The 20,030-nt window shown below is 53.7% G+C and carries 24 protein-coding genes; 14 read left to right on the forward strand and 10 right to left on the reverse strand.

The window, feature by feature from the left end; translation table 11 throughout:
* Window positions 1–112 precede the first annotated feature (112 nt).
* The 5 genes from BMW46_RS01120 to BMW46_RS01140 form a co-directional block, all read right to left on the reverse strand.
* Window positions 113–1,273, reverse strand: coding sequence for a zinc-dependent alcohol dehydrogenase (locus tag BMW46_RS01120; RefSeq protein ID WP_074703835.1), 1,161 nt, complete (start codon window positions 1,271–1,273; stop codon window positions 113–115).
* 104 nt (window positions 1,274–1,377) lie between these two features.
* The gene (locus BMW46_RS01125) at window positions 1,378–1,821 is read right to left on the reverse strand and encodes a hypothetical protein (protein ID WP_143049061.1); all 444 of its coding nucleotides are present in this window, start codon (window positions 1,819–1,821) and stop codon (window positions 1,378–1,380) included.
* 107 nt (window positions 1,822–1,928) lie between these two features.
* Window positions 1,929–2,735: an inositol monophosphatase family protein gene (locus BMW46_RS01130; protein WP_074703837.1), complete on the reverse strand. Its 807-nt coding sequence runs from the start codon at window positions 2,733–2,735 to the stop codon at window positions 1,929–1,931.
* 27 nt (window positions 2,736–2,762) lie between these two features.
* Complete coding sequence (locus BMW46_RS01135) at window positions 2,763–3,278, reverse strand: DUF421 domain-containing protein (RefSeq protein ID WP_074704497.1); 516 nt, start codon at window positions 3,276–3,278, stop codon at window positions 2,763–2,765.
* A gap of 240 nt (window positions 3,279–3,518) precedes the next feature.
* On the reverse strand, window positions 3,519–4,085 hold the full coding sequence (locus tag BMW46_RS01140; RefSeq protein WP_074703838.1) for a hypothetical protein: 567 nt from the start codon (window positions 4,083–4,085) through the stop codon (window positions 3,519–3,521).
* Between the two features lie 96 nt (window positions 4,086–4,181).
* On the opposite strand from BMW46_RS01140, the gene BMW46_RS01145 reads away from it, so the two are divergent.
* From BMW46_RS01145 to BMW46_RS01160, 4 genes are all read left to right on the forward strand, one after another.
* Window positions 4,182–5,498, forward strand: coding sequence for an NAD(P)H-binding protein (locus tag BMW46_RS01145; protein ID WP_074703839.1), 1,317 nt, complete (start codon window positions 4,182–4,184; stop codon window positions 5,496–5,498).
* Window positions 5,495–5,962 (forward strand): DUF2269 family protein, encoded by a 468-nt coding sequence (locus tag BMW46_RS01150; RefSeq protein WP_081355616.1) that lies wholly within the window; start codon window positions 5,495–5,497, stop codon window positions 5,960–5,962. The genes BMW46_RS01145 and BMW46_RS01150 overlap by 4 nt, the downstream gene beginning before the upstream one ends.
* 15 nt (window positions 5,963–5,977) lie before the next feature.
* Entirely contained in the window at window positions 5,978–6,565 is a 588-nt protein-coding gene (locus BMW46_RS01155) for a cysteine hydrolase family protein (protein ID WP_074703840.1), read from the forward strand.
* A gap of 216 nt (window positions 6,566–6,781) precedes the next feature.
* On the forward strand, window positions 6,782–7,951 hold the full coding sequence (locus tag BMW46_RS01160) for a DesA family fatty acid desaturase (protein WP_074703841.1): 1,170 nt from the start codon (window positions 6,782–6,784) through the stop codon (window positions 7,949–7,951).
* A 163-nt stretch (window positions 7,952–8,114) separates the two neighbouring features.
* Here BMW46_RS01160 and rpmG read toward each other — a convergent pair whose 3' ends face one another.
* The 3 genes from rpmG to radC all read right to left on the reverse strand — a co-directional run bounded on the left by rpmG (window position 8,115) and on the right by radC (window position 9,331).
* Window positions 8,115–8,270: a 50S ribosomal protein L33 gene (gene rpmG, locus BMW46_RS01165; protein ID WP_074703842.1), complete on the reverse strand. Its 156-nt coding sequence runs from the start codon at window positions 8,268–8,270 to the stop codon at window positions 8,115–8,117.
* An 86-nt stretch (window positions 8,271–8,356) separates the two neighbouring features.
* Window positions 8,357–8,593 carry a 50S ribosomal protein L28 gene (gene rpmB, locus BMW46_RS01170; RefSeq protein ID WP_074703843.1) on the reverse strand — a complete coding sequence of 79 codons (237 nt, stop codon included), beginning with the start codon at window positions 8,591–8,593 and terminating at the stop codon, window positions 8,357–8,359.
* 63 nt (window positions 8,594–8,656) lie between these two features.
* Entirely contained in the window at window positions 8,657–9,331 is a 675-nt protein-coding gene (radC, locus tag BMW46_RS01175; RefSeq protein WP_074703844.1) for a RadC family protein, read from the reverse strand.
* 192 nt (window positions 9,332–9,523) lie between these two features.
* Between radC and coaBC the strand changes: the two genes are divergently transcribed.
* Genes coaBC through BMW46_RS01190 form a run of 3 tightly spaced genes read left to right on the forward strand, consistent with a single transcriptional unit; the run spans window position 9,524 to window position 11,582 of the window.
* Window positions 9,524–10,705: a bifunctional phosphopantothenoylcysteine decarboxylase/phosphopantothenate--cysteine ligase CoaBC gene (gene coaBC / locus BMW46_RS01180; RefSeq protein ID WP_256376908.1), complete on the forward strand. Its 1,182-nt coding sequence runs from the start codon at window positions 9,524–9,526 to the stop codon at window positions 10,703–10,705.
* Window positions 10,702–11,151: a dUTP diphosphatase gene (dut, locus tag BMW46_RS01185; RefSeq protein WP_074703846.1), complete on the forward strand. Its 450-nt coding sequence runs from the start codon at window positions 10,702–10,704 to the stop codon at window positions 11,149–11,151. The genes coaBC and dut overlap by 4 nt, the downstream gene beginning before the upstream one ends.
* Window positions 11,151–11,582 (forward strand): DUF192 domain-containing protein, encoded by a 432-nt coding sequence (locus tag BMW46_RS01190; protein ID WP_074703847.1) that lies wholly within the window; start codon window positions 11,151–11,153, stop codon window positions 11,580–11,582. Before dut ends, BMW46_RS01190 begins: the two co-directional genes overlap by 1 nt.
* A 53-nt stretch (window positions 11,583–11,635) precedes the next feature.
* On the opposite strand, the gene ffh is transcribed toward BMW46_RS01190, so the two are convergent.
* A complete protein-coding gene (ffh, locus tag BMW46_RS01195; RefSeq protein WP_074703848.1) occupies window positions 11,636–12,985 on the reverse strand; it encodes a signal recognition particle protein in 1,350 nt (449 codons plus the stop codon).
* Between the two features lie 65 nt (window positions 12,986–13,050).
* Between ffh and BMW46_RS01200 the strand changes: the two genes are divergently transcribed.
* The 6 genes from BMW46_RS01200 to BMW46_RS15275 all read left to right on the forward strand — a co-directional run bounded on the left by BMW46_RS01200 (window position 13,051) and on the right by BMW46_RS15275 (window position 17,996).
* Entirely contained in the window at window positions 13,051–13,878 is an 828-nt protein-coding gene (locus BMW46_RS01200; protein WP_074703849.1) for a cytochrome C assembly family protein, read from the forward strand.
* A 139-nt stretch (window positions 13,879–14,017) separates the two neighbouring features.
* Entirely contained in the window at window positions 14,018–15,316 is a 1,299-nt protein-coding gene (locus BMW46_RS01205) for an HlyC/CorC family transporter (protein WP_081355645.1), read from the forward strand.
* 20 nt (window positions 15,317–15,336) lie between these two features.
* Window positions 15,337–16,245: a prepilin peptidase gene (locus tag BMW46_RS01210; RefSeq protein WP_074703850.1), complete on the forward strand. Its 909-nt coding sequence runs from the start codon at window positions 15,337–15,339 to the stop codon at window positions 16,243–16,245.
* Between the two features lie 4 nt (window positions 16,246–16,249).
* On the forward strand, window positions 16,250–16,852 hold the full coding sequence (gene coaE, locus BMW46_RS01215; RefSeq protein ID WP_074703851.1) for a dephospho-CoA kinase: 603 nt from the start codon (window positions 16,250–16,252) through the stop codon (window positions 16,850–16,852).
* A 122-nt stretch (window positions 16,853–16,974) separates the two neighbouring features.
* Window positions 16,975–17,730: a cell division protein ZapD gene (gene zapD, locus BMW46_RS01220; RefSeq protein ID WP_074703852.1), complete on the forward strand. Its 756-nt coding sequence runs from the start codon at window positions 16,975–16,977 to the stop codon at window positions 17,728–17,730.
* Window positions 17,731–17,828: 98 nt separating this feature from the next.
* Window positions 17,829–17,996, forward strand: coding sequence for a hypothetical protein (locus tag BMW46_RS15275; RefSeq protein ID WP_177171012.1), 168 nt, complete (start codon window positions 17,829–17,831; stop codon window positions 17,994–17,996).
* 74 nt (window positions 17,997–18,070) lie between these two features.
* On the opposite strand, the gene BMW46_RS01225 is transcribed toward BMW46_RS15275, so the two are convergent.
* Entirely contained in the window at window positions 18,071–19,045 is a 975-nt protein-coding gene (locus BMW46_RS01225; protein ID WP_074703853.1) for a sigma 54-interacting transcriptional regulator, read from the reverse strand.
* Window positions 19,046–19,329: 284 nt separating this feature from the next.
* Between BMW46_RS01225 and ispD the strand changes: the two genes are divergently transcribed.
* The gene (gene ispD, locus BMW46_RS01230; protein WP_074703854.1) at window positions 19,330–20,025 is read left to right on the forward strand and encodes a 2-C-methyl-D-erythritol 4-phosphate cytidylyltransferase; all 696 of its coding nucleotides are present in this window, start codon (window positions 19,330–19,332) and stop codon (window positions 20,023–20,025) included.
* Window positions 20,026–20,030: the final 5 nt, after the last annotated feature.

The raw sequence follows: 20,030 nt of genomic DNA on the forward strand, positions 1-20,030 counted from the left end.
AGAGGAAGGATTCAGATTTGGTAGGCCGGGTTAAGCGCAGGGAGCCGACGGTAAAGAACGGTGAGAAGGCTCAGGCCACGGGAGCGTGTGGCTCTTCGACGTGTGTGGAGCGTTAGGGCGTCAGGACAACCTTGCGGCAGTCGTCTTCTTTTTTTTCGAAGATTTTATATGCGGTAGCTGCTTCAGCAAGCGGCATCCGGTGACTGATGATGCCATCCGGTTGCAGCTTTCCGGATTCGATATGTTCCAGCAGTTCGGGGAGGAAGCGCTGGACATGAGTTTGCCCCATTCTGAAGGTCACGCCTTTCTCGAAAGCATCACCGAAAAGGAAGGCATGGATAAAACCCGCATATACTCCCGGCACGCTGATCGTGCCGCCCCGCCTTACTGCTGCAATGCATTGGCGCAAGGCCACGCCACTGCTGCCTTCCAGTTTCAGGTTGGTCATGACGGTTTCCAGCGCGCTGCCTTTGGCCTCAAATCCTATTGCATCGATGGCCGCATCGACACCTCTATAAGAAGTTTTCTCGACAATGACCTCGGCAGGATCGACCTCATCGAAATTTAGAGGGAGAACGTCATAGGTTTGGCGGGCAAATTCGAGTCGATACGGGTGATGGTCGATCATGAAAATCGTTTCCGCCCCAAGAAGCCGTGCGCAAGCCGCAGACATCAGTCCCACCGGGCCGGCGCCAAAAATCGCTACGCTGGAACCTGGGCCTATCTCTGCATTCACGACAGCCTGATAGCCGGTAGGCAAAATATCACTGAGGAACAGGACTTTCTCATCCGGAAGCGTTTCGGGGATCTTGATGGGTCCCACGTTTGCCTTCGGCACTCTTACATATTCAGCCTGGCCGCCCGGCATCCCACCATACAGGTGCGTATAGCCGAAGAATGCTGCGCCTGAACGCACGTTTTTTTTGTTCACGATTGCGCCCCGATCCGGATTGGTCGTTTCACAAGCGGCATACAATTGCCTCTCGCAGAAGAAGCATTGTCCGCAGGCGATGACGAAGGGGACCACCACCCGGTCGCCTTTTCGCAACGCTGTAACCCCCGAGCCCGCATCGACGACTGTTCCCATAAACTCATGACCGAGTATGTCGCCATTCTTGAGTTCCGGCATTTTGCCCCGATACAGGTGCAAGTCAGAGCCACAGATCGCAGTAGCGGTAATTTTTAGAACAATATCGTCCGGTTCCTGAAGTATCGGGTCGGGTACGGTATCCACGCGAACGTCGTAACTTCCATGATAAGTGACTGCGCGCATTGGTTTCTCCTTTGAAGGGCGAGTGGCGGTTTACCAGACGTGCGGGACAGCGGTGGCTCGAGGACCGGGATCATCCTCGAGCCAGATTTACCTTGCTATTTCGGCTAAGGGGAACTTTGCGGTATCGTGGTGGCTTCTTCCGGACTTATTATTCCGTTTCGATCCAGGTCCGCCCCTTCCCGATTTGCACGATTGAGTCTTTCCTTCATCGGGTCGCGTCCGCTCATCAAGCCGCTTGGTGGAGGACCGGACTGTACCGGACCGATCTGGTTGGGGGCGAGCGGTGGCGTCGTGATATCGTTTTGTCTCACCGAGGGCTGTGCCGGCATGGGGGGGGGAGGTGGCTGCCCGATGATGTAGCGCCCCCCTTGGGTGTAGTCGCCCCCTTGGGGGTAGCCGCCTCCTTGAGGGTAGCCACCTTGGCTAGGGGGTTGCCCTACGATGGAGCCTCCCGGCCCCGGCGCGACCTGGGCATGAATTGGTGTCGGCGCCAGGAAAACTGCGCCCGCCAAGAGCAAGGATTGAGTCGCAAATTTTGAAGGTTTCATAGCTGCTCTCATAATGATTTCAGGAAATGACCGGCCGATCAAAAACGGGATTCTATTTGGGGAAGACATGATTTTCGGTGCGGAATCGCACTAACAGCACGAGAGAACTACCGGGTGATGGAATCTGCCGAGAGCGAGCTGCGAAGCACCTCTATTGCCGCGTTCAACAGGGGTTCAGTGGAAGCGGCAATGATCCGGCCATCCGAATTCAAGGTGAGGGGTTTTCCTGTCCAGTCTGTAATCTGTCCGCCCGCGCCGTTAATTATCGGTATGAGTGGGAGGTAATCGCAAGGCTCCAGGTTGTCCTCGACTATCAGGTCACAATAGCCGGAGGCGAGCAAGCCGTATGCATAGCAGTCGCAAACAGGACGAGTGATGGCGGCGACGTGGTACAATGCCTCGATCCCTGCATATTTCTCATCAGAATCGGCTCCTGGCGGGGCTGCGATATAAAGCCGGGCTGCATCAATGGAGCGACAGCCACTGACATTCGCCTGGCCATTGCTGATCCCATCGGTGAATGTTGTCCTTCTGCCCGTTCCACCCCATCGCTCTCCCATTGCAGGAAGATCGACCAGTCCGGCGATAGGTTGGCCGTCATCCAGTAGTCCAATGAGTGTCCCGAACAGCGGGTTTCCCATTGTAAAGCTCTTCGTCCCGTCAATCGGGTCCAGGATCCAGCTATAGCGTCTGCCGGGAGTGCAGTTATATTCTTCCCCGATAATGCCATGATCCGGATATCGATTACGTATTAAGCTACGCAGCATACTTTCAATCTTGCAATCTGCAATCGTCACGGGACTCGAGTCTTCCTTCCAGCAGATATCCAGTGAAGTACGGAAATATCGTAGCGCAATGGACCGGGACACATCAGCCAGGTGTTGGGCAAACTCTAACGCTTCCTCTTGATCCATCAGGGTTCCTATATGGTTTTTTTATTTTTATGCTTGCCCGGTGGGAGTTCCGTTCCCCCTGCCATCGTGCAGCAACACGCTGATTTCGCCGTCTTCTTCAAGATACGCAATTTTTACCTCCTTTAAATTCTCGATACCCTGTTCCCGTAATTTTGATTCCAGTTCTTCGACAGTGATCAACTCCCGGCGCATGGCTTTACGCTGGATTTTGCCATTTTGTACGAGAGCCAGTGGGGGCGGCTGAACGATGCGCCGGATGGCGGGAAAATGAAAGCTCAGCGAGTCCAGGAGATAATTCCAGCCCGCAAGGGTGGCAATAAGAAGACAACCATCCGTGATGGAGTCGTAATTCCCGGACATGCCGTTACTGGCTGCATCCGCGATCAGGACAAGCAGCATGACATCGGCAATGGCAATAGCGCCTACATCGCGATGAAGTATCACCCGGAACAGCAAAAAGATGAACCAGTAGATGACAGTTCCCCGGAGAACGATCTCGGCAGGATTTACAGAAAAACCAAAAAGACGAGACCAATCAACCATGTCTTTGCCTTCCCCAGGAAACTTCGGATGCGGGTCAGAGTTGAATGAATATGGCGGTGAGATGAGCCCGCTCTGCAACCCGGCGATGAGATGGATAGGAAATCTGCAATGAATATAGAGGGTTGCTTTGATCACCTCAGTGCGATAACGCACATTCCGAGCCTCTGCCATTGAGGTAGAGTGGCAACAGTCTGGCATGAAATACTGCTAATCTATTGCCGGGGATTGGGAAAACCGGCTTCAGTGTTTCCTGAATGCAGTGACGCCTGACTTTCCGGGGGCCGCGTTTATCGGCGAGGCGAACCTGCTTGCGGTACACCTCCGACGGGGAGGCTTCCGGGAGAGTAGGACAGTCACGGCTAATCCAAATGCGAAGGTTCCATAGACGATGAGCAGGGAGGGTTGGGAAAGCCGATGCTCAAACCCCGGCGTCAGCCGTTTCGGTGTGAAGTGAAAATCGACGACGTAAGCCGCGGCGGTTGTTGCGACAGCCGGAGCAAGAATGCTCGCAGCGCTTTCGGCAGGCGGGAGTTGCTGACGAAGCTTTTCATACCAGATTGCCCAGAATACGGACGCGGCGTGATGTATCGCATAGCCGATAAGCGTGTATCGAAGGCTGAAGTGGTCCTGATAGGGAGCATGTCTTCCCCATATCCATTGACTGGGCCCGTTGACAGGGGCGGCAAACTTGTCCAGTTCCGCCTTGCCCAGGATCGAAAGCGCAATGGTCGACACAACGCTTGCCACAGTGCCGGAAACGAGGCCGCTACGAATTGCGCTGCTCCAGATTTTTTCAGGGCGCATCATGGCTGAAACTATACTTTATTTCGATCTTAAAGATATGTATCCCGCACGAAAATCCGTTGATCTGTCTGTGCGGGTTTTAATTCCAGTGTATACGATATGTCCACCATTTTGATTACCGGCGCCTCTGGCTTCATCGGCAGCCATCTGGTTGTGGCATTGGCTGCTGCGGGACACAGAATCGTATGTGCCACCCGGCGCGGTCAACCGGAGGATATAAGGGATATAAAGGATTTGAAGGGAACCCGGCTCACTTATATCGCGGCAGATTTTACGCGCGATTTCGATATGGAGGTCTGGAAAAAACGCCTTGCCGGCATCGATGTGGTGATAAATGCGGTTGGAATATTGCGGGAGCACGGAAGGCAAACATTCCAGGCACTGCATGACCGTGCCCCAAGGGCGCTATTTGCGGCTTGCGAAGCAGCAAATGTGAAGGTCGTGCAGATATCCGCGCTCGGTGCGGACGAGAATGCGCGCAGCCGGTATCACCTCAGCAAGAAAGCCGCAGATGATGCATTGCTTGCCCCTCCGAACAAGAGGAACAAGAGCAACAGGAGCATGGTCGTACAGCCATCGCTCGTATATGGACCGGGAGGAACAAGCGCGCAATTGTTCAACCTCATTGCGAGCCTGCCGGTTATCCCGCTGCCCGGAGCGGGAGACCAACGGATACAACCGATTCATATTGACGACCTGACGCAAGCCGTGGTGGAGCTTCTCGAAACCGATCGATATCTTGGACAGCGTATCCCTCTGGTGGGGCCGGAACCCATCACTTTTCGAGACTATCTGGGTGAATTGCGGCATCTGATGGGATTGGGCCCTGCTACGTTTTTGCCGGTCCCTCTCGGATTTGTCGAGTTCAGCGCGCGCGTGGGCCAGCGACTCGGGAAGGGTTTGCTGGACCTGGAAACGTGGCAGATGCTTCAGCGGGGGAACATCGCCGATCCTGCCATGACGTGCGCGCTGCTCGGTCGCAATCCCCGCCCTGTACGGGAATTTGCCTCAAAGTGGGAGGTGCAGGCCCTCCGCCTGTCGGCGCTCCTTGGCTGGTTGCAGATCATGCTGCGTGTTTCATTGTCAGCAGTGTGGTTTGTGGCAGGTGCGGTTTCGATGGGGATTTATCCGGTAGAAGAAAGCTATGTTTTGCTTACCCGCGTGGGAATTACTGGCGGCCTTGCCCCAATAGCGCTTTACGGTGCCGCAGCTATGGATATTGCTTTTGGGTTCGGAACCCTTTTTCTCCGCGACCGTCGGTTACTCTGGATAGCTCAGGTTACCCTGATTGGCGTCTATATGGTTGCCATCACTCTTTTTCTCCCTGAGTTCTGGCTGCATCCCTTCGGTCCGTTGATAAAAAATCTGCCCATCCTTGCAGTCATCCTGTTGCTGTACGAGTTGGAGAAACGGTGATCGACTACGTAGTGGTAAAGTGGCTGCATATCCTTTCATCGACATTGCTGTTCGGTACGGGCATAGGTACAGCCTTTTATATGTTTTCGGCGAGCCTGACGCGTGACTCCTCCATTGCTGCTGCAGTTACCAGAAATGTCGTTACCGCTGACTGGATATTCACGGCAACGACCATCGTCATCCAGCCGCTTACAGGTTTTTATCTCGTCTACCTGGCAGAAATTCCCGTGACCAGCAGGTGGGTAATGTGGTCGACAGTTTTATACCTGATTGCGGGAGCTTGCTGGCTTCCGGTGGTGTGGCTCCAGATACGGATGTACCAGCTCGCTGCTGATGCGAGCAACAGAAAGGACGAGTTGCCGCCCTTGTACTGGCAGTACTTCCGGTTCTGGATCGGATTGGGTGTTCCCGCGTTTGTTGCACTGGTTGTTGTGTTTTATCTGATGGTGGCCAAGCCGATATGACGGCGGTTCTGAGCGATGAACGATAGCTGTGTGCTTCATGAATGCTCCGTTGCGCTTCTTTTAATCGATGTCATCAATGATCTGGAATTCGAGAGTGGACAACAGCTCGTTGAATATGCGATACCAATGGCGCGAAACATCTCGTCCCTTAAAGCCGAAGCCAAGAAGCTCGGCATTCCCTGTTTGTACGTGAACGACAACTTCGGACAATGGCAGTCCGACTTCAAGCATCTCGTGTCGCGTTGTGTAAAAGATGGTGTCTGCGGCGCGTCGCTCGCCCGTGAGCTTGTTCCTCAGCAGGACGATTATTTTGTTCTCAAGCCGAGGCATTCGGCCTTTTTCCAGACGCCTCTGGATCTTCTGCTCCAGAGTCTGCATGCGAGAAAGCTCATCCTTTGCGGCCTTACCACGGATTCCTGCGTGCTGTTTACTGCCAACGATGCATATTTGCGCGGCTTTGAGATCTACATTCCTTCCGACTGCTGTGCAGCGATAAACAAAAGCAGACATACTGACGCTCTGGGCCAGATGCGACGAACGTTAAAGGCTAACACGGCGGAATCAGCCCGCATCGATCTGGAACAATTACTGGGCGATAAATAAGCTGGTATTGTCTCCGGGAAGAATCCCATTTCTTGCTGTCCACGCTCTCCCGTGTTGCTGCAATTCGGTGCTTCCCGTCCCCGTTTTTTCGGGCTCCTTCGAACTTCCGGAGGGCACATAATTTCTTGACTAACCGTTCGTTTAGCTATAAATTTCCGTATCCCTTCTTTCCGGCAATTACCGCTTCTCCCGTACTTACTCTAAAGGTCGCAAACAATGACTCTCGGTCTTATCGACTTGCCATGGTGGGGTTATATCGCCGTTACTCTCGGCCTTACTCACATAACCATAGCCAGTATCACAATCTTTCTGCATCGTCATCAAGCTCATCGCTCACTGGATCTTCATCCCTTGCCGAGTCATTTTTTCCGCTTCTGGCTGTGGCTCACGACTGGGATGGTTACCAAGGAGTGGACCGCCATACACCGGAAGCATCACGCCAAGTGTGAAACGGTCGATGATCCCCACAGTCCGCAAATAGTGGGGATCACCAAAGTGCTGAGGGAGGGATCGGAGCTCTATCGCGCAGAAGCCAAAAACATGGAAACCGTGGAAAGATACGGCCATGGTACGCCGGATGACTGGCTGGAGCGGAATGTCTATGACAAGCACAGCCGCAGGGGTGTGGCCCTGATGCTGATCATCGACGTCATCCTGTTCGGGCCGATCGGTCTTACCATCTGGGCCATTCAGATGGCATGGGCGCCCATCATGGCTGCGGGCGTGATCAACGGGATAGGACATTACTGGGGCTACCGTAATTTCCAGGCCGAAGACGCCAGCACCAATATCGTTCCCTGGGGAATTCTTATTGGCGGAGAGGAGTTGCACAATAACCACCACGCTTATGCCACTTCCGCGCGCTTATCCAACAAGTGGTATGAATTCGACATCGGCTGGATGTATATTTGCATTCTCCAGTGGATGGGACTGGCGCAGGTGAAGAAGGTGGCGCCGAAGCTGCGCCTCGATGCCGCAAAGACAGAATGCGATGCAGATACGCTGCAAGCTGTCATTTCCCATCGCTACGAAGTCCTAGCAAAATATGCCCAATCTCTCAAGCAGACGCTGGCAAAGGAGGTTGATCATCTGAAAGAAGCGGCGACAAATCTTGGCGTTGATCGTTCCACACTCAAGCGTTGGGTGCTTGCGGACTCCAAGACCCTGCAGGAAGACGAGCGGGCAAAGCTCAATCTGGTGCTGAGCAAGACGAGTACGCTGGATAAGGTTTACAAAATGCGTGAGGAATTGATAACGGTATGGCAGCGCTCCACTTCATCCAAGGATGAGCTGGTCAGGCAGCTGGAAGACTGGTGTCACCGCGCCGAGGAAAGCGGCATCGAAGTACTGCAAAATTTCTCCCGCAGGCTGCGCTGCTACGCTTAAGGATTTCTAAAGTTTAAGAAAAATTACATAGGGCTCAAAAACAAGGGCTCAAAAACAGGAAACCCGCCAAATGGCGGGTTTCCTGTTTTTGAGCCCATATTTTCTTGACTTATATTTTTACAATACTTATTCCAGAGCTTCCCTCATCCCGGTGCGAGGAAATCTATTTGAGCTTGATTTCCTTGTATTTGACGTGCTTGCGCGCAACCGGATCGAATTTGGTAATTTCGATTTTTTCCGGAGTAATGCGCTTGTTCTTGGTTGTGGTGTAGAAATGGCCCGTTCCCGCCGAGGATTCGAGCTTTATTTTTTCTCTCATGGGTAATGTCCTTATCCTTACTTAGATTACCTTTTCGTTACCTTATCGATACAGGCCAAGTTGCCGACTGAATGCGCTTTAAATTCTTAGATGCTGGCGCGACGTGCGCGCATTTCAGCCAGTACTGAATCGATGCCATTCTTGTCAATTGTACGGAGCGCTTCATTGGACACCCGCAGGCTGATCCAGCGACGCTCACTCTCAACCCAGAAGCGGCGGCGTTGCAGATTGGGCAAAAAACGCCGCTTTGTTTTATTGTTCGCGTGGGAAACGTGGTGGCCGGTCATGGGCTTCTTCCCCGTAACTTCACATACTCGTGCCATGATTGATCCTATCCGAAAGCGGAAAAACGAATATTATATCCCGATTTTCGGGATTTCCTCAAATCAAATCAATCCCTGTTCGGCAAACGATAGGGTCGCGCCCCTTCCAATAATAAAATGATCCAGTACTCTCACACCGACGAGCAGAAGTGCCTGCTTCAGGGATTGCGTGAGAACCTCATCTGCCGGGCTTGGCTCAGCAGCACCCGAAGGATGATTATGTGCAAAAATCACAGCCGCGGCATTATGATGAAGTGCCCGTTTTACTACTTCACGCGGGTAAACGCTGGTCTGTGTAAGGGTGCCTCGGAACAGTTCTTCAGTTGCAATGACCCGATTCCGTGCGTCAAGAAAGATGCTCACGAAGACCTCGTGCTCCTTCCCTTCGAGGCTGAGGCGCAGAAAGGCCCGGACAGGTCCCGGCGAATCCATCGCATCGCTGCTTTTCAATTCTTCTTCCAGTGCGCGGCGCGCCATTTCCAGCACTGCCTGCAACTGCGCGAACTTCGCCGGACCCATTCCCGGCACCTGGCAGAATGTGCTTTGGTCTGCGGCAAAGAGCCCGGTCAAACCTTTGAAACGTTTGAGCAGTTCTCTTGCCAGATCCACAGCGCTCTTGCCGGCGATGCCCGTACGCAGGAATATCGCCAGCAGTTCCGCATCGGAAAGGTAGGCGGGCCCGTTCTTCAGGAGTTTTTCCCGCGGGCGCTCGGCTTCGGGCCAGTCTGAAATCGGCATAGTAAATGTAGCAATGTAGCGAGGATTTGTTTAGAGATTCCTTCGCTTAAACGTCAGTTTGTGAAAAAACTGTAGTTGAAAAATATATCGCTCCGTAAAGCGGTGCGAGTTTTGGGAGTATTGAGTTAGACTCCTCTTTTTTGGGGAGTGATTCGGTTGGAGACGACTGGCAGGACGTCTGAGGCAAGACGCGTGCTTTTGGGACTCACGGGGGGAGTTGCGGCATACAAGGCGGCAGAGTTGGCGCGCCTTTTGATAAGCGGTGGCGTGGAGGTGCAGGCAGTCATGACGGCGTCAGCCTGCCGTTTTGTCGGTACGGCAACGCTACAGGCCTTGACCGGTAAGCCCGTATTTACCGAGCTATGGGATGCCAGCGTAGCCAACAACATGGCTCATATCGACCTTTCACGCAACATCGATGCAATTGTCATTGCGCCCGCCAGTGCTGACTTTATTGCCAAGGTTGCCCATGGCCTTGCGGATGACCTGCTCTCCACATTATGCCTTGCGCGCGCGTGCCCCTTGCTGATTGCTCCCGCAATGAATCGGCAGATGTGGGAAAATTCCGCTACCCGTCGCAATCTCGACACACTGCGCAGGGATGGTGTGACAGTGCTGGGTCCTGCCAGCGGCGTGCAGGCGTGTGGCGAAACCGGCATGGGACGCATGCTCGAAGCGCATGAACTCGCGGAAGCCGTACACGCTTTTTTTCAACCCAAACTGCTGCAGACCAGGCGCGTACTCATCACTGCCGGACCCACCTTCGAAGCAATCGATGCAGTTCGCGGAATAACCAATTCAAGTTCCGGCAAAATGGGGTATGCGGTGGCGCATGCCGCAGCCGAGGCAGGAGCGGAAGTAATCCTCGTATCCGGCCCGGTTTGCCTGGAAGCCCCACCGAGCGCCCGTCTCATCAAGGTGACAAGCGCGCAGGATATGCTGGTAGCCGTAAAAAGCGAAGTTCCACACGTCGATTTTTTTATAAGCGTCGCTGCCGTGGCTGACTATCGTCCCAAAAGTGCCAGCGAACACAAAACGAAAAAGAACGACAGGAATATCATGCTGGAGCTTGTTCCCAATCCTGATATTCTTGAATACGTGGCAAATCTGCCCGATCCGCCGTTTTGTATCGGTTTTGCTGCGGAGACTCAAAATCTGGAAGAGAATGCCGAAGCCAAGCGCCATCGGAAAAAGCTTCCACTTCTTGCTGCCAACCTCGCCCAGGAGGCGATAGGCGCGGAGGAAGTTGCGTTGACGCTCTTCGATGATTCCGGCAGGCATTCCTTGCCAAAATCGTCGAAAATCGAACAGGCTCGCCACCTCATCGCTCACGCAGCATCGCTTTATGAAAAATGGCGGAATTTTAATTCATGAAAAAAATAGATATAAAAATTCTCGATTCGCGCTTGAAAGACCAGTTGCCCACCTATGCGACCCCTGGCTCCGCCGGCCTCGACTTGCGCGCCTGCATCGAGCATGTGATGACGATTCAGCCTGGAGAAGCTCACCTTATCCCCACCGGAATCGCAATCCATTTGTCTGACCCCGGACTCGCCGCACTGGTGCTCCCTCGCTCCGGCCTCGGCCACAAGCACGGTATCGTGATGGGAAATCTGGTTGGGTTGATCGACTCGGATTACCAGGGGCAGATATTCGTATCGTGCTGGAATCGAGGGCAAGCACCTTTCCTGTTGAACCCGATGGAGCGCATTGCGCAACTCGTAGTGGTACCCGTCGTACAGGTTGGTTTTAACGTGGTGGATGATTTCGAGCAAAGCGGGCGGGGAGCGAATGGTTTTGGCAGTACCGGGAAGCATTGATGCGTATCTTCGCCTTTATTCTCGTTTTTCTTTTATCGGCGCCAGGCAAGGCAGAAATGCCGGTACGTCAGCTCAGCATATCCCACCACACTTTTTCGGTTGAAGTGGCGCATACGGAATCTGCCCGGATCCAGGGATTGATGTTTCGACAATCCCTGGGTGAAAACGACGGAATGCTGTTCGTATTTTCTCACCCTGAACACTACAGCATGTGGATGATGAACACGGATATTCCATTGAGTGTTGCTTTCCTGGATGAAAAAGGGGTTATTCTTAACATTGCCGACATGATGCCTCGCACGACCACAGCGCATAGCTCAGCCGGCGCGGCAAAATATGCGCTCGAGATGAATCTTGGCTGGTTTGCCGCAAGAAACATCAAGCCGGGCCAGCGAATCGCCGGTCTCGAAAAAGTACCGCGGGCGGAATGACCTGAGGCGACGCGAGTATCTCTCGCAGCCCTTGCGCTTGTTAAGTGGTTCCTTTAGCGCATGCCGGGCAGTATTCCCTTCATGCTTCGCAGCATTTTTGTCATACCTCCCTTATTCATCATTTTCATCATTTTTTGCGCCTGCTCGAACTGCGCCAGCAGTCGATTCACTTCCTGTACCGTGACACCTGCGCCTGCAGCAATACGACGCTTGCGCGAGGCCTTGAGGATTTCCGGCTTGAGACGTTCCTGCGGAGTCATGGAATTGATGATGCCTTCGGTGCGGCCCATAACCTTATCATCGACTTTTACATTCTGAGCAGCCTGGCTCAATTGAGCGGGCAGTTTGTCCATCAGCGCGCCCATGCCACCCATGTTTCTCATTTGTTCAAACTGCATCTTGAAATCGTTCAGATCGAAGCTTTTGCCCGATTTCATCTTTTTGGCAAGCTTCTCGGCCTCCTGCTGATCCACGCCGCGCTGGGCTTCCTCGATCAATCCCAGTACATCGCCCATTCCCAGAATCCTTGAGGCCATGCGGTCGGGGTGGAACGGCTCCAATCCGGTCAGCTTTTCCGCTACACCGGCGAATTTGATCGGTTTCCCGGTTACGTGAAGCACGGAAAGCGCTGCTCCGCCTCGCGCATCTCCATCCAGTTTTGTCAGTATTACGCCGGTCAGGGGTAGGGCTTCAGAAAATGCCTTGGCGGTGTTGACGGCATCCTGTCCTTGCATGGCATCCACCACAAACAAGGTTTCGATGGGTTTCAGCAATGTTTCCAGCTCGCTGATTTCTGCCATCATTGCTTCGTCGATGGCGAGGCGTCCGGCCGTATCCACGATCATCACATCATGGAAGTGCCGGCGCGCGAAGTTGAGGGCAGCGGCCGCAATTTCTTTCGGCTGCTGTCCGGCTTGAACCGGAAAGAACTCGGCGGCCGTTTGTCGCGCCAGCAGTTCCAGTTGCTGAATTGCGGCTGGCCGATAGGTATCGCAGGAGACAAGCAATACTTTTTTCTTTTTTTGTTCCATCAGCCACTTCGCCAGCTTTCCGCTGCTCGTGGTTTTTCCGGCGCCCTGCAATCCCGCCATGAGAATCACTGCGGGGGGGACAGTGGCAAGGTTGATATCTGCTTTCTGGCCTCCCATGAGGGCGATCAGTTCCTGGTGGACTACGCCCACCAATGCCTGTCCTGGCGTAAGACTGCCGATTACTTCCTGGCCAACTGCTTTTTCCTTCACCCGCGCAATAAATTCCTTGATCACCGGCAGCGCGACATCAGCTTCCAACAGCGCCATGCGCACTTCCCGCAGCGCTTCCTGTATATTGGTTTCAGTCAGCCGCGCTTCACCCCGCAAAGTCTTGATGACACCTGAAAGCCGGTTGGTAAGATTGTCAAACATGCAAAATGCCTCTCCGGAAAAATTGGTGTAGACTAAATGAAGGTTTCATTTAATCTGCAATGTCAATGTCCGATATTTTAGCCTATCTCGTTGCCTTCCTGCTCTATGCACTGATCGGCTGGCACTTCTGGCGCACCCGGTGGAATGTTCCTGCGAGGTCAGGAGGAGGTGAGGTCGCCGTTGCGGGATGGGAACGGTATGCCATTGTCGCGCCCCTGGTATTGCACGGCTATACGCTGTATGAATCGGTGTTTGCAGGGGTAGGATTGAATTTCGGCGTGGGCAGCGCGGTTTCTTCCATCGTATGGCTCACCGCCATGATTTACTGGCTATCCGGATTTTTTTATCGGCTGGAGGGGTTGCAAACACTGGTCGCGCCAGTTGCAGCCGTGGCGGTACTGCTGCCGCTGGCATTTCCTTCCCTGCGCCCCCTGGCCAATACCGAATTTCCCGCCTTCAAGGCGCATATCTCGATTGCCATGCTGGCTTACAGCCTGCTGACCATTGCCGCACTGCATGCGTTGCTCATGGCAGTGGTGGAGCGGCGGTTACATCACCCGACCTTGCCCTCGGTACTTACCAACATGCCGCCGTTGCTGACCATGGAAAACCTGCTGTTTCGCGTCATCTGGGTGGGGTTCATACTACTCACGCTCACACTCATCAGCGGTATCGTCTTTTCGGAAGAGGTCTTCGGGCAACCCCTCAAATTCACGCACAAAACCCTGTTCGGCATCATTTCATGGTGCGTGTTCGCAGCACTGCTGGCGGGCAGGCAGTTATACGGCTGGCGCGGCCGCATCGCCATTCGCTGGACACTGAGCGGATTCGTCATCCTCCTGCTGGCTTATCTCGGCAGCAAGTTTGTACTGGAAGTGATCCTGCATCGCTAGCAGTACCTGTGTGTCAGAAAACAGGTATAGTTGGGGTGGAAAAAGTGCGAGGAAATTCGGGAATGAAATTTCCGGATATCCCGACTTCCTTCCGTCCTGAATTTTTGTCTACTTGCAGAAAGGCCTTCTCTTGGAAGACATGCCGTGGTATGTGCTGCTCGCAGCACTGGCTGTTCTGTTGATTTTATCCGCTTTTTTTTCCCTTTCCGAAACCAGCATGATGGCGATCAACCGTTACCGGTTGAAGCATCTTGCAAAAGAAGGCCATCGCGGCGCCCATCTCACCAGTCAGCTGCTGCTGAATACCGACCGTCTTCTGGGGGTGATTCTCCTTGGCAATAACTTACTGAATGCGGCTGCAGCCACACTGGTTGCGGTGATTGTGTCCGTTTTCTTCGGCCACAGCGATATGGCTCTTCTTATTGGAACGGTAGGGGTGACCTTCGCTATTCTGGTATTCAGTGAAATCACCCCGAAAGTTGTCGCCGCTGCCTATCCCGAGCGTATCGCCCTGGCTTCAAGCTATGTATTGACGCCACTACTGAAAGTCTTCTCGCCGGTGGTATGGTTCATCAATCTGTTTGTAAAGGCGCTGCTTATCCTCCTGCGCTTGAAGCCCGGTACGGAGGAGTTAACCCAGAAAATCAGCCTTGAGGAACTCAAAACGCTCGTGCTGGAAGCAGGCCAGTTCATCCGGCAAAAACATCAGAGCATGCTGCTCAACCTGTTCGATCTGGAGAATGTCACGGTCGACGACGTCATGGTGCCGCGCGGCCAGATCGAGGCGATAGACCTCGAAGACGACGATGAGAGCATCCGGGATCAACTGCTCACGTGTTATCACACGCGCCTGCCGCTATACTGCGGTACGATGGATAACGTCATTGGAATAATTCATGTGCGCAAGGTGCTCAACCAGATGAGAAGCGAGAAAATCACGGCTGCCACGCTGGAGAAAATCATGCGCGAGCCTTACTTCATTCCCTCCGGAACACCCCTGTTTTCGCAACTGCAATTATTCCAGGAAAATCGCGAGCGCGTCGGCCTAATCGTGGACGAGTATGGAGAATGGATGGGTCTGGTGACACTGGAGGATATTGTCGAAGAAATCATCGGAGAATTCACCACTCATGCACCTTCGCAGGCCGGTAATTTCCTGAAGCAGGAAGACGGCAGTGTAATCGTGGAAGGCAGCAATCTGTTGCGCGATCTCAACCGCAAGCTTGGCTGGAACCTGCCTCTGGGGGGACCCAAGACATTGAATGGGCTTATTCTCGAACACTTCCAGGACATTCCTGAGGCCGGCACCAGCGTGAAGATTGCAGGTTATCCTATGGAAATCATCCAGACCCAGGACCGCGTGGTAAAAGTGGTGCGGATCTTTCCTCCGTTAGTGCCGATCGAGGAGAAACTCTCAGACTCCTATGCGGAATCCTGATCCCTGGGGATGTCTTTTAGATGTCTTTTATCTCCGTGCTGCAATACTCTCCGGCGTTCTTTGTCTCGTTCTGCGCTCTCATTGGCCTGATTGTCGGCAGTTTTTTGAATGTAGTTATCTACCGCCTGCCGAGAATGCTGGAGCGGGAATGGCGGCAACAGTGCGCCGAACTGCACGCGGAACTGTCCTCTGGAACAAACGGGACAGAGCCAGCACACGAACCGCATGAAGCCCTTGCAGCGGGGCCGGCTTTCAATCTCATTACGCCGTCTTCCACTTGTCCCAATTGCGGGCACAGGATTACGGCGCTCGAAAATATTCCACTCATCAGTTACGTCGCGTTGAGGGGACGCTGCTCGCAGTGCCGGACCGCCATTTCCATACGCTATCCCGTTGTGGAAGGGTTAACCGCAGCTCTGAGCGGCCTTGTCGCCTGGCATTTTGGTTATGGGGTTATCGTTTTTGCGGCGCTTGCGCTTGTATGGGCCATGATTGCGCTTGCTTTCATCGATCTGGATACTCAACTGCTGCCCAATGACATCACCATGCCCCTGTTATGGGGAGGGTTATTGATTAACCTGGGGGGTGGTTTTGCAGATATCCATTCTGCTGTGATTGGCGCCGTGATGGGATATCTGGCCCTGTGGTCGGTGTATTGGGGCTATAAACTCCTGACCGGCAGGGAGGGAATGGGTTATGGGGACTTCAAGTTGCTGGCTGCCATTGGCGCCTGGCTGGGATGGCAAATGCTGCCCCTGGTGATTCTGTTTTCATCCCTCGTGGGAAGCATGGCAGGGCTTGGTCTGATGCTGGCAGCAAAGCACGGGCGTCATGTCCCTATCCCGTTCGGACCTTATCTGGTGTGTGGGGGAATCGTGGCCCTGTTTTGGGGAAACGAGATCAATAGAGCTTACCTGGGGTCATTTTAGCGCCATGCTGGTAATCGGCCTGACCGGGGGCATTGGCAGCGGTAAAACCAGCGCTGCCAGTATTTTTTCCGCGCTCGGCGCCGGTGTGATCGATACCGATGAGATTGCGCATGAGCTTACCCAGCCGGGAGGGCGCAGCCTGCTTTTCATCCGGCGAGCATTCGGGGAGAAATACATCACGTCGGAGGGGGCCCTGAACCGCAAGGAAATGCGTAACCTCGTGTTCAATGACACGGATGCGCGCCGCAAACTGGAGGCTATTCTTCACCCGCTCATCCGGGACGAAGTGTCGCGGAGAGTAGAACTTGCTCAGGCGCCTTACCTGATAGTCGTGGTTCCGCTGCTGCTTGAGACCGGCCACTACCGAGGAATAGTCCAGCGCGTTCTGGTGGTGGATTGCAGCGAAGGTGTGCAGATCAGCCGCGCCACTGCGCGCAGTGGAATGGATGAACAGGCAGTGCGGGCCATCATGGCTGCGCAGGTCTCGCGTGACGAACGGTTGGGGCAGGCGGATGATGTAATTGTCAACGATGCCGACCTTCCCAATCTCGAGCGGCAGGTACGGGCTTTGCACAAGAAATATATGACCCTGGCCCAGGGAAGCTGATTTCAACGCCAAGCGGGCTTCCTGCAGGACTTCACATTTGTTGCCTACGGATTTGGCTGCTAAAATAAGAATTTGGAACAACGCCCATCTGCAGTCGCGGTTCTCTGCTCTGGGCTTCTATCGTGATCCGTTACGAACATCCTCTCAACGAACGCGTCCGCACGCTCTTGCGCCTTGAGGACTTGTTTGACAAGTTAGCGTTCTTTTCTGCGCAGGAAGAGCCCTATGATCACCACGCTGCACTTGTCACCCTGTTCGAGATTCTCGACGTGACAGGCCGCGCCGACATGAAGTCGGAACTGCTGCAGGAATTGGATCGGCAGAAGCAGGCGCTGGAACTGTTGCGTAAGAGCCCGCAGAACCCGGAAGGCGAGTTGGACGAGATGCTGGATGACATTCAGATCTCCTCTCAGGATCTGCGGACCGTTGCCGGAAAAATCGGAGAACCCATGCGCGACAATGAGTGGCTGATGGGCATCAAGCAGCGCGTCGGCATACCCGGAGGGGCATGCGAATTTGATTTGCCTTCATATCGCTACTGGCTGCATCTCGATCCGGAAGTGCGGCGAAGCGACCTCAATGAATGGATCGCGCCGCTGCTGCCAATCGAGAAAAGTTTCCGTATCCTTTTGCGTCTGCTGCGGGACAGCGGAAAAACCGACAACTACACCGCGAACAAGGGCATGTTCCAGCAGATGGGAGCGGGGAGGACAGTGCACCTGCTATCCATCAAGCTGGACGAGAGCCTGCCCTGCGTTCCTGAGATCAGTGCGCACAAATTTGCTCTGACCATTCGCTTCGTTGTTTCCAGCTCCACACAGAAAACCAGGCTATACGAAGAAGATGTGGAGTTCGAATTGACTTCCTGCACTCTTTAGGAGAAACGGATTCTCTATCCATTTCTTCGTTTTTCCGGCGCGTTATTGTTCACGCTGCTTTCCTGCTAGGGCGCGCGTCCTTCTAGGCGAGCCTTCCGGTGTTTGTGCTCGCGCTGGCAATCAATCCCGCGTTTGGCGATCGGATAAGCCGACAACCGCTCGTATCGGATATCGCCCGGCAGTTTGTGACTCACCGTATGTTCCTGCCTTGGTTCGATCCCGCGCCGCGACAATATCGCGAACGTCCTGTAGGTTCTGTCGAATGAGTGCCTTGTCGACGGCAGACAGGGAATCGAGTGCTGGTGCGAAAATTTGGAGAGGGAATCTGAAGACGGGAGAATCAGTGTTCCAGAAAGAGATTGTTCTTGCTCATACTATGCTTTTTCAGCAATTTCCCGAATGCGCGGCGATCTTTTCCGACAAGGCTCGCAGCTCTTGTCACGTTACCTTGCGCTCTGACCATGGCTTCGGCAAGGTAATATTGTTCAAAAGCTGCTATGGCGCGGTTTTTGGCCTCGGTGAAGCTCAAGCCGTTCAACTCGGGGAGGCGGCGGTCAAACCCGGATCGCCGTTCGACCACTGTGGGCGCGAGCGATGCAATATTTATGACAGGTTCGTCAGCGAGAAGATACTCGCGATAGATCAGATTTTCCAGTTCCCGTATATTTCCGGGCCAACTGTATTTGTCGAACCATGCGACAGTATTCGGATGTAAGGTTTTGTTGCCGCGATTAAAACGCGCGGAGCATTCGCGCAGGAAGTAATCTGCTAACAGAGCCGCGTCACCTTGGCGCTCACGGAGGGGCGGCAGGGTGAGATACATGATTTTAAGGCGAAACAGAAGATCAAGCCGGAATTCGCCTTTCTCGGCCAAATACCCCAAATTTCTGTTACTGGCAATAATTATTCTCACGTTTGCAGAGCGCGCTATGCCGCCTCCCAGCGGAAGGTACTCCTGCTCCTGGAAGAATCGCAGCAGAGTAACCTGCGCCTTAGGAGATAACGCATCTACTTCATCCAGGAAGAGTGTGCCGGACTGCGCGTGGGCAATCAGATCCGGGCGTTTCAACTGGGCCTCGGTACAGGAGTCCCGTTCGTGTCCGAACAGTTCGTTTTCAATCAGGGTATCCGGGATGGCGCGGCAATTTATCGGCACAAACGGCCTGTCTCGCCTCGCGCTGCTGCCGTGAATTGCCCGTGCGGCCAGTTCTTTTCCTGTGCCTGTCTCGCCTTCGATAAGAACAGGTGCGTCGCAACCTGCAATTTTCTCAATGAACTGGGTAACCTTTGCGAAGGCAGGGGATTGTCCAATCATGTTCTCTGCACCTGGAAGCGGGAAAATTAATCAATTCTTACGTAAGAGATTCAAAAAAGCCGTGTAGAACTCATCTTTCTGCATGGCTCCGTGGTATAACTATTAAAGGACAAGATTAAATACGTCGGTAGCTGTAAAATCTTACAGGTTAAGGGTACCCAGTCAGCCCGGTGTTTCCTCGCAGTGTTTCCATCGTATTTCCATTGCTAATTTTCACGGTCTAACAAATATTCACGTGCCTGCCTTCGTTTGACCCATCAATTCAGCTCCTTCCTGTAATACCCATGCAAAATTTCTTCGCACTCATTCCGGCGGCAGGTTCAGGCTCGCGCATGGGCGACCAGATGCCCAAACAATACTTGAGTCTGGCAGGAAAACCCATGATTCATCATGCGCTAGCAACGTTATGCAACTCGCCGCGGCTTTCCCGAGTCTTTGTTGTGCTGTCTCCGGGAGATGGAGAATGGGCGCGGCATGACTGGTCAGAATTCTCAAACAAGCTATCGATGCTCGAATGCGGAGGAGCTACACGGGCCGAGACCGTGCTGAATGGTTTAAAAGCAGCACAGGAAGGGACGGTGATCGAGGATGATGACTGGGTGCTGGTCCATGATGCTGCACGGCCCTGTTTAGGAGGGAAGCTTCTGGATAAACTGATGGATGAACTGGAAGAGGACGAAGTGGGTGGATTGCTTGCGGTTCCGGTCGCAGACACCTTGAAGCGAAGCGATCCCGCTTGCCGGGTTGAACGTACAGAACCGAGGGAAGGTCTTTGGCAGGCCCAAACACCGCAGATGTTCCGATACCGAACGCTGGTGGACGCTCTGAGCAGGGCAGGAGGTGTAACCATGACGGACGATGCAGGCGCGATCGAAGCACTGGGCCTGCGCCCAAAACTGGTTGTGAGCGATGCGCGCAACCTGAAAGTTACTTATCCTCAGGATCTCGCGTTGGCGGAGTTGATACTGAAAAATCTGTAAGTAGT

The organism is Nitrosospira multiformis (assembly GCF_900111585.1).
GTDB classification, from domain to species: Bacteria; Pseudomonadota; Gammaproteobacteria; order Burkholderiales; family Nitrosomonadaceae; genus Nitrosospira; species Nitrosospira multiformis_B.

Excerpts from the sequence above, each read along its gene's own strand:
- BMW46_RS01120 (WP_074703835.1), bottom strand. The coding sequence starts at position 1,273 with ATGCGCGCAGTCACTTATCATGGAAGTTACGACGTTCGCGTGGATACC.
- BMW46_RS01125 (WP_143049061.1), bottom strand. The coding sequence starts at position 1,821 with ATGAAACCTTCAAAATTTGCGACTCAATCCTTGCTCTTGGCGGGCGCA.
- BMW46_RS01130 (WP_074703837.1), bottom strand. The coding sequence starts at position 2,735 with ATGGATCAAGAGGAAGCGTTAGAGTTTGCCCAACACCTGGCTGATGTG.
- BMW46_RS01135 (WP_074704497.1), bottom strand. The coding sequence starts at position 3,278 with ATGGTTGATTGGTCTCGTCTTTTTGGTTTTTCTGTAAATCCTGCCGAG.
- BMW46_RS01140 (WP_074703838.1), bottom strand. The coding sequence starts at position 4,085 with ATGATGCGCCCTGAAAAAATCTGGAGCAGCGCAATTCGTAGCGGCCTC.
- BMW46_RS01145 (WP_074703839.1), top strand. The coding sequence starts at position 4,182 with ATGTCCACCATTTTGATTACCGGCGCCTCTGGCTTCATCGGCAGCCAT.
- BMW46_RS01155 (WP_074703840.1), top strand. The coding sequence starts at position 5,978 with ATGAACGATAGCTGTGTGCTTCATGAATGCTCCGTTGCGCTTCTTTTA.
- BMW46_RS01160 (WP_074703841.1), top strand. The coding sequence starts at position 6,782 with ATGACTCTCGGTCTTATCGACTTGCCATGGTGGGGTTATATCGCCGTT.
- rpmG (WP_074703842.1), bottom strand. The coding sequence starts at position 8,270 with ATGAGAGAAAAAATAAAGCTCGAATCCTCGGCGGGAACGGGCCATTTC.
- rpmB (WP_074703843.1), bottom strand. The coding sequence starts at position 8,593 with ATGGCACGAGTATGTGAAGTTACGGGGAAGAAGCCCATGACCGGCCAC.
- radC (WP_074703844.1), bottom strand. The coding sequence starts at position 9,331 with ATGCCGATTTCAGACTGGCCCGAAGCCGAGCGCCCGCGGGAAAAACTC.
- dut (WP_074703846.1), top strand. The coding sequence starts at position 10,702 with ATGAAAAAAATAGATATAAAAATTCTCGATTCGCGCTTGAAAGACCAG.
- BMW46_RS01190 (WP_074703847.1), top strand. The coding sequence starts at position 11,151 with ATGCGTATCTTCGCCTTTATTCTCGTTTTTCTTTTATCGGCGCCAGGC.
- ffh (WP_074703848.1), bottom strand. The coding sequence starts at position 12,985 with ATGTTTGACAATCTTACCAACCGGCTTTCAGGTGTCATCAAGACTTTG.
- BMW46_RS01200 (WP_074703849.1), top strand. The coding sequence starts at position 13,051 with ATGTCCGATATTTTAGCCTATCTCGTTGCCTTCCTGCTCTATGCACTG.
- BMW46_RS01205 (WP_081355645.1), top strand. The coding sequence starts at position 14,018 with ATGCCGTGGTATGTGCTGCTCGCAGCACTGGCTGTTCTGTTGATTTTA.
- BMW46_RS01210 (WP_074703850.1), top strand. The coding sequence starts at position 15,337 with ATGTCTTTTATCTCCGTGCTGCAATACTCTCCGGCGTTCTTTGTCTCG.
- coaE (WP_074703851.1), top strand. The coding sequence starts at position 16,250 with ATGCTGGTAATCGGCCTGACCGGGGGCATTGGCAGCGGTAAAACCAGC.
- BMW46_RS01225 (WP_074703853.1), bottom strand. The coding sequence starts at position 19,045 with ATGATTGGACAATCCCCTGCCTTCGCAAAGGTTACCCAGTTCATTGAG.
- ispD (WP_074703854.1), top strand. The coding sequence starts at position 19,330 with ATGCAAAATTTCTTCGCACTCATTCCGGCGGCAGGTTCAGGCTCGCGC.